The organism is Streptomyces sp. NPDC007157 (assembly GCF_040634235.1).
Classification (GTDB): Bacteria; Actinomycetota; Actinomycetes; order Streptomycetales; family Streptomycetaceae; genus Streptomyces.
Genome location: NZ_JBEYFE010000041.1, coordinates 25,707 through 39,219, shown reverse-complemented (window position 1 = coordinate 39,219; position 13,513 = coordinate 25,707). Strand labels below are relative to the sequence as shown.

At 70.3% G+C, this 13,513-nt stretch carries 10 protein-coding genes and 2 pseudogenes; 3 read left to right on the top strand and 9 right to left on the bottom strand.

What is annotated here, in order from left to right:
• Positions 1 to 148: 148 nt before the first annotated feature.
• The 5 genes from ABZ642_RS42980 to ABZ642_RS42960 all read right to left on the bottom strand — a co-directional run bounded on the left by ABZ642_RS42980 (position 149) and on the right by ABZ642_RS42960 (position 6,669).
• The gene (locus ABZ642_RS42980) at positions 149 to 658 is read right to left on the bottom strand and encodes a transglycosylase SLT domain-containing protein (protein WP_360496046.1); all 510 of its coding nucleotides are present in this window, start codon (positions 656 to 658) and stop codon (positions 149 to 151) included.
• Positions 659 to 1,208: 550 nt separating this feature from the next.
• Positions 1,209 to 3,593: a bifunctional salicylyl-CoA 5-hydroxylase/oxidoreductase gene (locus tag ABZ642_RS42975; RefSeq protein ID WP_360496043.1), complete on the bottom strand. Its 2,385-nt coding sequence runs from the start codon at positions 3,591 to 3,593 to the stop codon at positions 1,209 to 1,211.
• 11 nt (positions 3,594 to 3,604) lie between these two features.
• Positions 3,605 to 5,245 carry an AMP-binding protein gene (locus ABZ642_RS42970; protein WP_360496040.1) on the bottom strand — a complete coding sequence of 547 codons (1,641 nt, stop codon included), beginning with the start codon at positions 5,243 to 5,245 and terminating at the stop codon, positions 3,605 to 3,607.
• 45 nt (positions 5,246 to 5,290) lie between these two features.
• Entirely contained in the window at positions 5,291 to 6,190 is a 900-nt protein-coding gene (locus tag ABZ642_RS42965) for an acyl-CoA thioesterase domain-containing protein (protein WP_360496037.1), read from the bottom strand.
• The gene (locus ABZ642_RS42960) at positions 6,187 to 6,669 is read right to left on the bottom strand and encodes a cupin domain-containing protein (RefSeq protein ID WP_360496034.1); all 483 of its coding nucleotides are present in this window, start codon (positions 6,667 to 6,669) and stop codon (positions 6,187 to 6,189) included. The genes ABZ642_RS42965 and ABZ642_RS42960 overlap by 4 nt, the downstream gene beginning before the upstream one ends.
• A gap of 247 nt (positions 6,670 to 6,916) precedes the next feature.
• On the opposite strand from ABZ642_RS42960, the gene ABZ642_RS42955 reads away from it, so the two are divergent.
• Positions 6,917 to 7,330: a RidA family protein gene (locus tag ABZ642_RS42955; RefSeq protein WP_360496031.1), complete on the top strand. Its 414-nt coding sequence runs from the start codon at positions 6,917 to 6,919 to the stop codon at positions 7,328 to 7,330.
• Between the two features lie 2 nt (positions 7,331 to 7,332).
• Here ABZ642_RS42955 and ABZ642_RS42950 read toward each other — a convergent pair whose 3' ends face one another.
• On the bottom strand, positions 7,333 to 8,187 hold the full coding sequence (locus ABZ642_RS42950) for a PaaX family transcriptional regulator C-terminal domain-containing protein (RefSeq protein WP_360496028.1): 855 nt from the start codon (positions 8,185 to 8,187) through the stop codon (positions 7,333 to 7,335).
• A gap of 447 nt (positions 8,188 to 8,634) precedes the next feature.
• On the opposite strand from ABZ642_RS42950, the gene ABZ642_RS42945 reads away from it, so the two are divergent.
• Positions 8,635 to 9,240 carry a GPP34 family phosphoprotein gene (locus ABZ642_RS42945; RefSeq protein ID WP_360496025.1) on the top strand — a complete coding sequence of 202 codons (606 nt, stop codon included), beginning with the start codon at positions 8,635 to 8,637 and terminating at the stop codon, positions 9,238 to 9,240.
• Between the two features lie 140 nt (positions 9,241 to 9,380).
• Here ABZ642_RS42945 and ABZ642_RS42940 read toward each other — a convergent pair.
• Both ABZ642_RS42940 and ABZ642_RS42935 read right to left on the bottom strand, forming a co-directional pair.
• A pseudogene (locus ABZ642_RS42940) lies at positions 9,381 to 10,334 on the bottom strand (RNA polymerase sigma factor); the annotation flags it as partial.
• Positions 10,335 to 10,687: 353 nt separating this feature from the next.
• Positions 10,688 to 10,948: pseudogene (locus ABZ642_RS42935) on the bottom strand (hypothetical protein); the annotation flags it as partial.
• Positions 10,949 to 11,177: 229 nt separating this feature from the next.
• On the opposite strand from ABZ642_RS42935, the gene ABZ642_RS42930 reads away from it, so the two are divergent.
• A complete protein-coding gene (locus tag ABZ642_RS42930; protein WP_360496022.1) occupies positions 11,178 to 12,119 on the top strand; it encodes a D-2-hydroxyacid dehydrogenase family protein in 942 nt (313 codons plus the stop codon).
• A gap of 51 nt (positions 12,120 to 12,170) precedes the next feature.
• Here ABZ642_RS42930 and ABZ642_RS42925 read toward each other — a convergent pair whose 3' ends face one another.
• Positions 12,171 to 13,415 (bottom strand): ThuA domain-containing protein, encoded by a 1,245-nt coding sequence (locus ABZ642_RS42925; RefSeq protein WP_360496019.1) that lies wholly within the window; start codon positions 13,413 to 13,415, stop codon positions 12,171 to 12,173.
• Positions 13,416 to 13,513 lie beyond the last annotated feature (98 nt).

Sequence of the window (13,513 nt, the reverse complement as noted above, 5' to 3'; positions counted from 1 at the left end):
CAGGTCGCGTCGCCTGGCGCCACGGCGCCGGGGCGAGCGTGCCCTGCGGGAACGAGCCGTGGCGGCGGGAGGAGTTCACCGACGCCCTTGCCGACGCGTTCCTGCTGCGGCACGCCGGGCCGGCATCGGCCCGGTGAGTCATCCGCGCTCAGTACGCGGAGTTGACGTTGTCGATCGAGCCGTAGCGGTGGGCGGCGTAGTTGGCGGCCGCGGTGATGTTGGCCACCGGGTCGGTGACGCTGCGCGCGGTGCCGTTGACGTGGTACGCGTTGAAGGTGGGGTCGATCACCTGGAGCAGGCCCTTGGAAGGGGTGCCCTTCTGCGCGTTGACGTCCCAGTTGTTCTGGGCGGAGGGGTTGCCGCCGGACTCGCGCATGATGTTGCGCTTGAGGCCGTCGTAGCTGCCCGGAATGCCCTTGGACTTCATGATCTGGAGGGACTGCTTGATCCAGCCGTCGAGGCTGTTCGAGTAGCCGGACTTCTGGCTGTTGTTGCTGGAGGCCGTGACCGCGGTGGAGGTGTGCGCCTGCGTCGCTTCGGCGGCCTGCGCGGTCGTCGGCATGAGGGTGAGGGCTGCCGCCGCGGCACCGGTGGTGGCGAGGCCGGTGAGGCCGATGGTGCGGAGGCGAGCAATGCGGGTGCGAGTGGTCATGGTCATGTGAACGAATCTCCGGTGGGGACGGCGTCGGCGCCGGCCGCTGTGTGCGGCGGCGTGGGGCGGAGCCCCGTACAACCGGCGGGAGTGGGTGGACCCGGCGGGGATCCGCTCGGTCCATCGCCCGTCTCCCGGCGACGACAGCAATGGTTAGCGGTCCCCGGAGTAGGACGCAATGATGTGACGTACTACGTAACTTCGTATAAACCGGCGAAATGCACCTTTTGATGAGGCTTGCACGGTGTTCAGGGCGTTTTCCGTCTACTACCTCCGATAGGATGTGATCTGGCTCCTATGGGTGGCGTCACGCCTCCGGGGCCATTCGGAGGGAGAAAACCGAGCGATCCGCCATGATCACCGAGGGGGCCCGAAGGGGTTCAGAGGGGTCCGGAGGGGTGTCGGAGATGGGGTGTCGGAGAGGGGTGTCGGGGAGGAGCCGCCCGCACAGCTCGCGTACAGCCCGCCGGGAGAACATCTCCGATCCGTCATCCGCACGCCCAACGGCAACGGCAACGGCAACGGCAACGGGCTGATCCGCCGGCACCACCTGACGTCACCCCACCACCGGCAGTTCCTCCCCCAGCGGCTTCCACCGCAGGTGAACGCTCTCCCCCACTGAGTCCGCCCGCAGCAGGGACAGGCGGGGGCGAACGGCGTCGGTGCGTGCGCTGGGCGGCTTGCGGCGGCCGGCCCCGAACTGGACGGGCCAGTCGGCGGCCGGGCCCCGGTAGTCCTGGTCGGCGGCCGCGTGCAGGGTCCAGTGCGGGTCGTACAGATGGGTGCGCCCTACGGCGCACAGGTCGGCGCGGCCCGCCAGCAGGATCGAGTTCACGTCGTCGTAGGAGGCGATGGCGCCGACCGCGATCACGGCCGCGCCGCTCCCGGCGGCCACCTCGTGGCGGATCCGGTCGGCGAAGGGGGTCTGGTAGGAGCGGCCGTAGGCGGGGCGCTCGTCCTTGGTGACCTGGCCGGTGGAGACGTCGATGGCGGCCGCGCCGTGCGCGACGAAGGCGCGGGCGATCTCCACGGCGTCGTGCTCGGTGTTGCCGTCGGGGGCCCAGTCGGTGGCGGAGATCCGTACGGTCATCGGCCGCTCGGCGGGCCAGACGGCGCGGACCGCGTCGAAGACCTCCAGGGGGTAGCGCAGCCGGTTCTCCAGCGAGCCGCCGTACTCGTCGGTGCGCTGGTTCGCCAGGGGCGACAGGAAGGAGGAGAGCAGGTAGCCATGGGCGCAGTGGAGTTCGAGGAGGTCGAAGCCGGCCTCGGCGCCGCGGCGGGCCGCCTCGACGAACTCGGCGGTGATGAAGTCGAGTTCGGTGCGGGTGAGCTCACGGGGGACGGGCGATCCAGGGCCGTACGGCAGCCCGGACGGGCCCACGACCTCCCAGTTGCCGTCGGGAAGCGGTTCGTCCATGCCCTCCCACATGAGACGGGTCGAGCCCTTGCGGCCGGAGTGGCCGAGCTGGAGGCCGATGCGGGCGGTGCTGCGGTCGTGGACGAACGAGACGATCCGCTGCCAGGAGCGGAGCTGTTCGTCGTTCCACAGGCCGGTGCAGCCGGGGGTGATACGGCCCTCGGGCGAGACGCACACCATCTCCGTCATCACCAGACCCGCCCCGCCCATCGCCTTCGAACCCAGATGGACCAGATGGAAGTCACCGGGCACGCCGTCGACGGCGGAGTACATGTCCATCGGGGAGACGACCACCCGGTTCTTCAGTTCCAGACGCCCGATGCGGAACGGCTGGAACATCGCGGGCGCCTCGGTGTTCAGCCCCTGCGCCGAGGCGAACGCGGCGTCGACGCGGTCGGCGAACTCCCGGTCCCGGGTGCGCAGGTTGTCGTAGGTGATACGGCGCGAACGGGTCAGGAGGTTGAAGCAGAACTGGGTGGGTTCCTGACCGGCGTACATGCCGATGTTCTCGAACCACTCCAGGGATGCCTGCGCGGCCCGCTGGGTGGACTCCACCACCGGGCGGCGCTCGCTCTCGTAGGCGGTCAACGCACCTTCCGTGTCGGGGTGTTCGTGCAGACAGGCGGCCAGGGCGAGGGCGTCCTCCATGGCCAGCTTGGTGCCGGAGCCGATGGAGAAGTGGGCGGTGTGGGCGGCGTCGCCGATGAGGACGAGGTTGCCGTGGTGCCAGTTCTCGTTGCGGACGGTGGTGAAGTTCAGCCACTTGGAGTTGTTGGCGAACACCTGGTGGCCGCCGAGTTCCTCGGCGAACAGCCCCCGGATCCGGGCCACGGCCTGCTCGTCGGAGACACCCGGCGCGAACACGGTGTCCGCCGTGACGTCGAAGCCGGCCCGGCGCCAGACGTCCTCGTGCATCTCCACGATGAAGGTCGAGCCGGTGTCGGAGTAGGGGTAGCCGTGCACCTGCACGACCCCCCACTCGGTGTCCTTGACGAAGAACTGGAAGGCCTCGAAGACCCGGTCCGTGCCCAGCCACATGTACTTGCTGCGCCGCCGGTCCAGGGAGGGGCGGAAGGCGTCCGCGTGGGCCGCCCGGACGGCCGAGTTGACGCCGTCCGCGCCGACGACGAGGTCGTGCGAGGCGCGCAGCTCGGCCACCTCGGGTGCCGGGGTCGAGAAGTGCAGGATGACGCCCAGCTCCCGGCAGCGCTCCTGGAGGAGGTGCAGCAGTTCCTTGCGGCTCATGGCGGCGAAGCCCTGGCCGCCGACGGTGTGGCTCTCGCCCCGGTAGTGGATGTCGATGTCCGTCCAGCGGGCGAAGCGGCGGGCCATGGCCTCGGAGAAGACGGTGTCGGCGTTCTCGATGCCGCCGAGTGTCTCGTCGGAGAACACCACGCCGAAGCCGAAGGTGTCGTCGGGGGCGTTGCGCTCCCACACGGTGATCTCGTGGGCGGGGTCCAGCTGCTTCAGCAGCGCCGCGAGGTAGAGCCCTCCCGGGCCACCGCCGATGATCGCGATCTTCAAGGGAGTTCCTCTCACCGCTCAGCGGTCTGTTCGGCTTCGATGATCTTGCGGAGCGCGAACCGCTGGAGTTTTCCGCTGGTGTTGCGCGGCAGGGCGTCGTGGAAGCGGACGTCACGCGGGTACTTGTAGGGCGACAGGACCTGTTTGACGTGGTTCTGGATCTCCTTGGCCTTCGCCGGGTCCCCGGTGACACCCTCGCGCAGGACCACGAAGGCGCAGACGACCGAGCCGCGTTCGGGATCGGGGCGCGCCACGACCGCCGACTCGACGACGTCCGGGTGGGTGTCGATGGCGGCCTCCACCTCGGGGCCGCCGATGTTGTACCCGGAGGAGACGATCATGTTGTCGCTGCGGGCGTGGTAGTGGAAGTAGCCGTCCTCGTCGCGGTGGAAGATGTCGCCGGTGACGTTCCAGCCGTTGACGACGTAGTCCTGCTGGCGCCTGTCGTCGAGATAGCGGCAGCCGACCGGGCCGATGACGCCGAGCCGTCCCGGCTCACCCGGGCCGAGCTCCTCGCCGTCGAGACCGAGGATCGTGGCGCGGTAACCGGGCACGGGACGCCCGGTGGCGCCGGGCCGGATGTCGTCGCCGGCGGCGGAGATGAAGATGTGCAGCAACTCGGTCGCGCCGATGCCGTCGATCACCTTCAGCCCGATCCGGTCCCGCAGTTCCTGCCAGGTGGTGAGCGGTATGTGCTCGCCCGCCGACACCCCGACCCGGACGCTGCCCAGCTGCCCTTCCCTGCCTTCGCGGACGATCGCCTTGTAGGCGGTGGGCGCGGTCGCGAGGACGGTGACGCCGTGTTTCTCGACGAGGTCGGCGAGCTGGGCCGGGGTCGCCGTCTCGGTCAGCAGGGCGCAGGCGCCAGCCCGCAGCGGGAAGACGACCAGCATGCCGAGGCCGAAGGTGAAGGCGAACGGCGCGGTGCAGGCGACCAGGTCGTCCTCGCGCAGCCCCAGCAGGTGGCGGCCGAAGGTGTTGTCGATGGACAGGATGTCCCGGTGGAAATGCATCGTGATCTTGGGGACGCCGGTGCTTCCTGAGGTGGGGCCGAGCAGCGCCACGTCGTCGGCGGCCGTCTCCACGTCCCTGAACTCGCCGGACTTGGCGGCGCACCGGGCCACCAGGTCGTCGGGGCCGGGTCCGCCGTACTCGACCAGTGTCAGGGCGGGCAGGACGGTGTGGAGCTCGTCGGTGAAGCGGTGGTCCACCAGGGCGACGGCGGGCTCGGTGCGGTCGGCGATCGGGGTGATCTCGCGGGCGCGCAGGGCGGCCATCGTGGTGACCACGACCCCGCCGGCCTTCAGGACGCCGAGCCAGCAGGCCACCGTCCAGGGGGTGTTGGGCGCGCGCAGCAGGACGCGCCGGCCGGGTACCAGGCCGAGGTCCTCGGTGAGGACCTGGGCGACCTGGTTGGCGCGGGTGCGTAGTTCGCCGTACGTCCACAGCTCCCCGGCGGGGGTGCGCAGGGCCGGGCGGTCGGGACCGTGGCGTTCGACGGCCCTGTCGATGAGCTCGGTGGCCGCGTTCAGGCGGGCCGGATAGCTCAGTTCGGGCGTGCTGAACTCGATCGTGGGCCACAGTTCGGCGGGCGGGAGATGGTCCCGGGCGAAGGTGTCCAGGTGCGAGGTCGGTGAGAGCGGAACAGCCAACGTGGGGTTCCTTCCGGGAGCCCGCCGGTGGAATGCGGCGGGCGGTCAGGCGGGGCGGATCATGCCCTCCTGGACGACTGTGGCCAGGTGACGGTGGTCGCGGGTGAAGAAGCGTCCGGTGCCGAGGCCGCGGCCCGCGTCGGCGGCCACCGCTTCCTGGGCGTAGAGCAGCCAGTCGCCCACCGGTGCGGGACGGTGGAACCACATGGCGTGGTCGAGGCTGGCGGTGACCAGGCCGGGGTCGGCCCAGGCCAGGCCGAGGACCCGCAGGACGGGTTCGAGGATCGTGTAGTCGCAGACGTAGGCGAGGGCGGCGAGGTCGCGCTGGGCGTCGGTGAGGCCCTCCACGGGGCGCAGCGCGTCGAACGGCCGTAGCCAGACCGCCTGGTGGGGCAGCCGCTCGCCCTCGACGGTGAGGTAGACGGGGCCGGGGACGTGGCGCATGTCGAAGCCGCGGCCGCCGCGCCAGTAGGCCTTGGACTCGGCGGTCATGGTGCCGCCGGTGCGCTCGGCGAGGTACTCGGCCGAGCTGGGCAGGGTCTCGGGGCCGGGGATCTCTCCGGCGAACTCGGCCTGGAAGGAGCCGCCCGGCTCCCCCGCCGCGAAGTTGGCGAGGCAGACGTAGAGCACCTTGCCGTTCTGGTAGCCGCGTACCTGGCGGGTGCTGTAGCCGCGGCCGTCTCGCACCACCTCCACCTCGTAGCGGACCTCGGCGCCGATGTCGGCCGGGCGCAGGAAGTAACTGTGCATCGAGTGCAGCGACTTGCCGTCGGTCACCGAGCGCATCGCGGCCGCGGCGGCCTGGGCGACGAGGTCGCCGCCGTAGGCCTTCGGCCAGGGGCAGGGCTGGGTGGTCGCGGTGAAGGCGAGGTCGAAGTGCTCGGGCGTGGCGGCCTTGAGGGTGAGGGCCGCGGTGACGATCGCGGAGGTCGGGGCGGCGGTCATCGGTTCAGCCAGTCGCGCAGGTCGGTGTCGGCCACGTCGGGCAGGTTCACCACGATGTTCTCCGGGGTCCGGGTGGTCATCCACACCAGCGGCTTGCTCCGGGACAGGTTGCACTCGACGTGCGGCATGAAGGGCGGGACGAAGACCCAGTCGCCCTCCGTCATGTCGACGTAGTCCTCGAACTTCTCGCCGAAGTAGATCCGGGCCCGGCCCGAGAGGACGTATCCGCCGGTCTCGGCCTCGCCGTGGTGGTGGGTGACCGAGCGGTAGCCGGGCTCGTTGCTGACCTTGCCGTACCAGAGGCGGCGGGCCGGGGTGTGCTGGGCGCTGACACCCGACACCCGGACGGCGCCGCCCGAGTCGGCGGTGTTCACGTCCTCCTGACCGGCCCGGGTGACGACGGGCGCGACGATACCGCTGGGCAGCCGGTACATCTCGCTGTCGCCTTCGAGTCGGTACTTGCTGAGGTCGGGCTCCATGGAACAGCTCCGTTTCCGTGGGCTTGCCGGGATCGTCGGCCTGTCGGGGTCGTCGGCGCGTCGGAGGCGTCGGGGTCGTCGGCGCGTCGGAGGCGTCGGCGCGTCGGAGGCGTCGGCTTGTCGGGTGCTTCGGCTTGTCGGGTGCGGAAGAGGACGGCGCGATATCTCGTATCTTTCACGGTCGTCATTTATTGTCAATACGACCGGCCGTGCGGCCGGAGCCGGACACCACCGAACCGGAGGCCTCATGACTCCCGTCGCCGTGAACCCGCCCGAACTGCCCGCCCCGAGCGGCTACTCGCACGGAACGCTCGCGGGGAACACGCTCCACCTGGGCGGCCAGACCGCGCTCGACGCCGACATGAAGATCGTCCCGGGTGGCATCGTCGAGCAGTTCCGCCAGGCGTTCGGCAATGTGCTCACCACGCTGCGGGCGGCGGGCGGCGAGCCGGCGGACCTGGTGAGCGTGACGATCTATCTCACCGACATCCCCGACTACCAGGCCCACGGCAAGGAGATCGGCAAGGTGTGGCGGGAGCTCGCGGGGCCCGTGTATCCGGCGATGGCGGGCATCGGCTGCACCGCGCTCTGGCAGCCGGAGGCGATGATCGAGATCCTCGGGGTGGCCGTGATCCCGGAGGAACGGCTGATCAGGCCGTAGGCCTAGGCAGTGTGGATGACCGCCAGGGCGTGTTCGCGGGCGGGCGCCCGGAGCGTCCTGTCGAGTTCTTCGAAGAGCGCGCCGGCGGTCTCGCCGCGCCAGCCCCGCGGCAGCAGGGAGAGCGGCAGGCCGGGGTCGCGGTACGGGAGCCGGCGCCATTCGGTGAGCATCGGCAGATAGATCCCGAACGCCTCCTGCGGCGCTGTCCCGCCCGCGGCGGCGCGCTCGCGCACCGGCGCGTACCGTGCGAGGAAGTCCGCGTAGAGCGCGGTGAGCTCGTCGAGGTCCCACCACTCACGGACCTTCGCCGACAGATCGCCGAAGGCGAAGTGGTCGCCGGTGAAGATGTCGACGTACGGGGTCAGTTCGAGGCGTTGCAGGGTGCGGCGGGTCTCGTCGGCGAGGATGCCGGGGGCCACCCACACGCCGGGGGCGGCGGTGCCGAAGCCCAGCCGGGTCAGGGCCGTGCGCAGGGCGTGCCGCTTGTCGCGCTCGGACTCGGGCACCGAGAAGACGACGACGAGCCACCCGTCGTCGGCCGCGGCCCGGTTCCGCTCGAAGATGCGTATGTCGCCCTCCGCCAGCACCTCCAGCGCGGTGTCGGCGACCGCGTATCCGGCGGCCCCCTCGTGGCGCTCGCTCCGCAGCACCCCGCGCCGCTTCAGCCGGGAGACCGCCGACCGGACGGCCTGACCCTCGACACCGAGGTCGGCCATGAGGCGTATCACCGAGGCCACGGAGAGCCAGTTGTGCTCACCGCGCGCGTACAGCCCGAAGAGGGTGATGATCAGCGGGCCCAGCCGGCTGTCCCGGCCGCCCGCGCCGACGGCGGACGACGGCTCGGCCTCCGCTGTCATGTCCACCCACCTCCGGCCACTGTCACCCCTCTGATCGCCAAGCAGCCTACCGCGCATGCCGGCACGCCACCGGCGCTGTGGATCGCCGCCCCTGGCGGTGCGGACCGCCACACGCCGACGGTGCCGACCCATCGCACCCCGGCCGCGCGGACCACCGCCCCGCCCGTACGGACCGCCGCATTCCGACGATGCGGACCACCGTCCCCGCCCGTGCGGACCGTGGCTCCCCCGGTCGCGTGCTCGTCCCGCGCTGCGCGTCGGCGCCGTGCGGCACATCGTGGTGGTACGGCGCGGGAAGCGGCGTATCGCACGCCTTGCCTGGGCAGAACGAGTGACCTGTGCGGGCCGAGCGCGAGAGACTGCGTGGCGCCCGCACCGGGCATCGTGTTCTTCCGCGCCACCATTGCCTCAGATGCCTCTGTCGCCATCTCTGTTGGGGAGTCCGACATGACCACACCCCGGGACCTGTTCATCGTCACCGTGTACGACGCCGCAGGCCGGTCCGTCGAGCAGGGCGACCTCTCGCTGGCGCTCGCGGGAGCCGAACTGGTCGATCTCCTCGGCGCCGGGGCGGTCACCCTCGACGACGAGATCGTCGTGCCCGCTTCCCAGGGCGGGACGGGCGACCGGCTCCTCGACGAGGCGGCGGCGGCGCTGAAACGCGAGGCACCGTACGAGTCGGTCGAGGACTGGCTGTGGCGCCGGGGGCGTGGCCTGTCCGCCGCCTATCTCGCCGAACTGGAGGAGGACGGGACGGTCACCCGGCAGCGGCGGCGCTGGCTGCCGCTGCCGACCGGGCGGACGGCGCCCGCCGACTCGCCCGAGCATGCCCGGGCGCGTGACCGCTGGACGTCGGGTGAACCGGTGCTCGCCGCCTTCGCGGCCGCCGTCGGCATCCAGGACGAGACGCCCAAGGACCTCGCGAGCACCGTCTCCGACGCGACCGTGACGGTGGTCGCCGCCGTGGACGGTGCCGTCACGGAGCTGGCCGCCGTCCGCCAGCGGCGGGAGATCGAGGACGCGGCCTTCGACAACGTGTGGCGCGGCCTCTAACGGTCGACGTACGCGGCTGCCCGCCACTGGGTGGCCTTCCCGGTGGGCCCGACCGCGAACCACTTGCCGTCGAGGCCCTGGCCGTTCGGATGGCCCGGCTCGCTGTCGCCCGAGAAGCGGCGGACGGGCCGGCCGCCGGGTCAGGTGTCGTCGAGGTAGTCGCGCAGTACCTGGGAGCGGGAGGGGTGACGGAGCTTGGTCATCGTCCTGGCCTCGATCTGCCGGATGCGTTCGCGGGTCACGCCGTAGACGACGCCGATCTCCTCCAGGGTGCGGGGGCGGCCGTCGGTGAGTCCGTAACGGAGCGCGATGATCCCGGACTCGCGGGCGGTCATGTCGGTGAGCAGGTCGCGGATGGTCTCCTGGAGGAGGTGGTGGGTGACCGCCTCCCAGGGCGCGGGCGCGTCGGTGTCCTCGATGAGGTCGCCGAACTCGCCGTCGCCCTCCTCGCTCAGCGTGGCGTGCAGGGAGACGGGTTCCCTGGTGTAGGCGTCGAGTTCGACGAGTCGTTCGACCGAGATCTCGGCTTTCGCGGCGACGTCCTGCGGGGTCGGCAGGACGCCTGTCTCCTGGATGAGTTCCCGGCGCGCCCGGGCCACCCGGTTGATGATCTCCACGGTGTGGACCGGGATCCGTATGGTGCGGCTCTGGTCGGCCAGGGCGCGGGTGACCGCCTGTTTGATCCACCAGGTCGCGTACGTGGAGAACTTGAAGCCCTTGGCGTAGTCGAACTTCTCCACCGCGCGGATGAGACCGGCGTTGCCTTCCTGGACGAGGTCGAGGAAGTCCAGGCCCCGGCCGGTGAAGCGCTTGGCGACCGACACGACCAGGCGGAGGTTGGCCTCGGTGAGGTGGGCCTTGGCCCGGTGGCCGTCCTCGGCGAGCAGGAGCAGCTCCTCCCGTGGATGCCGGTTCCCGCCCTCCGCCAGGAGCCGTTGCGCGTACAGGCCGGCCTCGACGCGCTTGGCGAGGTCCACCTCCTGCTCCGCGGTGAGCAGCCGGACCCGGGCGATGACGCGCAGGTAGTCCTTCACGGGGTCGGTGCTGCCGCCCTCCGCCGGGAGCCGTGGTGGGGGGCCGTCGGTCTCGTCGTCGAACGGGGACAGCGCCCGCGCCGTCATGGCTTCGACGGCTTCGCTCGGGGCGAGGCTCATATCGTCTCCTCCAGCAGCGCACCGAGATACCTGCCGGTGCGCGATCCCGGGTGGACCGCGATCTGTTCCGGGGTGCCCGCGGCGATCACCTGTCCGCCCCGGCGGCCCCCGTCCGAGCCGATGTCGCCCGGAGAGTCGGCCGTCTTGACGAGGTCGAGGTGGTGCTCGGTGACAACGAACGTGTTCCCGCCGTCGGCGAGTCGATGCAGGGCGGCCGGCAGGCGTTCCCCGTCGGCGGAGTGCGGACCGGTGGTGGGTTCGTCGAGCACCTGGAGAGTGCGGCGCGGTGGTCCGACGGCGATCGCCGGGGACAGTCCCTCGATGGTGTCGGTGTCGGGCTTGTCGAGCTGTCCGAGGAATTGCCGTGCGTATGCGGACAGCGATTCCACAGATTTCCGCCGCCTTTCCGTGAATACGGTGTCGAACGCCAGGCTCGACTTACCCGCCGGACCGGAAACTCCCGTGAATACGACGAGCGACCTCCTGGGCAATTCCACGGAGACATCGCGAAGGCGGTGCCGGCAGGTGCCTTTGACGCGGAGTCGATTGCTCACTCATTCAAGGTTACCACCGCAAATCTGCCGTATACGGCCGCCCCGGAGCCGCCTTCTCATGTGAGGAACATCGCGCTTGACAGGTCTTTTCACGGTGTGCGCAAAAATCCGCACGCGGGTGCCGACCATTTCGGTCACGGAGCCCACGTGCCGCATGCGTCCCGGCGGTTCACCCCCGTACCCTCGTTCAGGACACGCCGCCCGGCAGCCGAGAACGAGAGGAATCCGTATGCGGATCGCGATCCTGGACGACTACCAAGGCGTGGCCCTGAGCCTGGCCGACTGGGATTCGCTGGGGGCCGACGTGCACGTCTTCGGGGATGCCTTCGAGGACGAGGAGGCGGTCGTGGCGGCGCTCGCCGAGTACGAGGTGGTGGTCGCCATGCGGGAACGGACCCGCTTTCCGGCCTCGACGCTCGGCAGACTGCCGCACCTGAAGCTGCTCGTGACCACCGGGCCGGTCAACGCGGCGATCGATCTGGACGCGGCACGCCGGGCGGGGATCACCGTCTGCGGTACAGGCTATTTCGGATACCCGACGGTCGAACTCACCTGGGCGCTCATCCTCTCCGCGGCCCGTATGGTCCCGCAGCAGGTGGACTCCGTACGCCGGGGCGGCTGGCAGGAGGGTCTGGGGACGAGCCTCAGGGGCGCCACCCTCGGGATCCTCGGCCTCGGCCGGCTCGGGACCGAGGTCGCGGAGATCGGGCGCGCCTTCGGTATGCGGACCATCGCCTGGAGCCGGAACCTGACGCCCGCCGACGCGCAGGCGAAGGGAGCGGAGTACGTCTCGATGGACGAACTGTTCGCCCGCTCCGATGTGCTGAGCATTCATCTGGTACTCAGCGAGCGCAGCCGGGGCCTGGTCGGTGAGCGCGAACTGGGCCTCATGAAACCGACGGCGATCCTGGTGAACACCTCGCGCGGGCCCCTGGTGGACGAGGCGGCACTGATCGACGCGTTGACCGGGAAGCGGATCGCGTCGGCGGCGCTGGACGTCTTCGACCAAGAACCCCTGCCCGCCGGCCACCCGCTGCGCACCCTGCCGAACGCCGTGGTCACTCCCCACATCGGCTATGTCAGCCGGGATCTGTACGAGGTGTTCTACCGGGACGCGGTCGAGGACATCGCGGCCTGGAGCGCCGGGACGCCCGTGCGCACGCTGTTCTGACGCCCTGATCCCGTGCGAGGCCGGCCTGCCGGCCTCGCACGGGCAGGCGGTTCAGGACGGCAGCGTCCAGCTCTGGTTGGCGGAACCCGAGCACGACCAGATCTGAAGTCGGGTGCCGTTGGCCGAGCTGGGGCCGGTCGCGTCGAGGCACTTGCCCGACTGCGGGTTGACCAGGGAGCCGTTCGCGCCGGGCTGCCACACCTGGGAGCCGGTGCCGTTGCAGTCGTAGAGCTGCACCTTGGCGCCGTTGGCGGTGGAAGCCCCGGTCACGTCCATGCACTTGCCGAGCGAGCTCACAGTCCCGGCCGTGGAGACCGTCCAGTTCTGCGCGCTGGTGCCGTTGCAGTCGTAGAGCTGTACGGCGGTGCCGTTGGCGGTGGCGGCGCCTGCCACGTCCACGCACTTGCCGCCGTAGCCGTGGATCGGACCGGTGGTGTTCGTGGGCGGGGTGACCGGACCGGACTGGCCGGACGCCCACTTGATCTCCTGGAGCAGGAGCTGGTTCTGCTGGGCGCTCCCGAACGTCGAGGACAGGGTGGTGTTGGTCGCGTAGTCCATCGCGTTGTGGCCGAAGTTGTTGTAGACCATCTTGTAGTTGCGGTTGGACCAGACGATCGGGTAATAGCCGCTGTACCAGGTCTGGTTGGGGTCGGTGCCGACCGGGAAGGTGGACGGGGCCATCGAGGCGAGGATGTCGATGGCGGGGTTCTGCCGCAGGTCGTTCTGCCAGCTGTACCACTCGCTGACCGAGGACGTGATGGTGGCCGGGAGGTTCGCGGTCGCGGGGTGGGTGGGGTCGTCGATCTGGAGGGTCTCCGCGGTCGGGCCCCAGCTGTTGGTCTTGAAGGTGCCGGTACCGAGGAACGTGTTGTGGTACCAGGGCCAGTCGCTGGTGTTGTCGTTGTACGCCGAGACGTGGAAGCCGATGAATCCGCCGCCGCCCGCCACGTAGTTCTGGAAGGCGGACTGCTGCGAGGCGGTGTGCGGGTAGTCGTCGAGGAACATGACCACCTGGTAGTTGGCGAGCGTCGCGGTGTTGAGCCGGCTCCAGTCCGTGGTCTGGGTGTAGGTGAAGCCGTTCTGGGCGCCGGCCTGCGGGAACCAGGTGCTGGCCTCGTGGTCGAAGCTGATGTGCGCCGCGTCGTATGTGCCGTCGTAGAAGGCGATCACATTGACGGGCGCGGCGGCCCGGGCGGTGCCTGCGGGTGCGGCCTGGACGCCGAGCACCACGGCGACCAGGGCGAGGAGTCTCAACAGGGTGCGGGGCCAGGCCATGTTCGGGTGGGGGGTGATCATGCCAGGACCTTCCTCATACGTGAACGCCGGAAGACATACGTAGACGTGCCGCATTGAAGGCCCTGGTCCGTGGACATGTCAATGGTTCAGACCAAACA

Excerpts from the sequence above, each read along its gene's own strand:
- ABZ642_RS42945 (WP_360496025.1), top strand. The coding sequence starts at position 8,635 with ATGACCACACCCCGGGACCTGTTCATCGTCACCGTGTACGACGCCGCA.
- ABZ642_RS42930 (WP_360496022.1), top strand. The coding sequence starts at position 11,178 with ATGCGGATCGCGATCCTGGACGACTACCAAGGCGTGGCCCTGAGCCTG.
- ABZ642_RS42960 (WP_360496034.1), bottom strand. The coding sequence starts at position 6,669 with ATGGAGCCCGACCTCAGCAAGTACCGACTCGAAGGCGACAGCGAGATG.
- ABZ642_RS42980 (WP_360496046.1), bottom strand. The coding sequence starts at position 658 with ATGACCATGACCACTCGCACCCGCATTGCTCGCCTCCGCACCATCGGC.
- ABZ642_RS42965 (WP_360496037.1), bottom strand. The coding sequence starts at position 6,190 with ATGACCGCCGCCCCGACCTCCGCGATCGTCACCGCGGCCCTCACCCTC.
- ABZ642_RS42950 (WP_360496028.1), bottom strand. The coding sequence starts at position 8,187 with ATGACAGCGGAGGCCGAGCCGTCGTCCGCCGTCGGCGCGGGCGGCCGG.
- ABZ642_RS42925 (WP_360496019.1), bottom strand. The coding sequence starts at position 13,415 with ATGATCACCCCCCACCCGAACATGGCCTGGCCCCGCACCCTGTTGAGA.
- ABZ642_RS42955 (WP_360496031.1), top strand. The coding sequence starts at position 6,917 with ATGACTCCCGTCGCCGTGAACCCGCCCGAACTGCCCGCCCCGAGCGGC.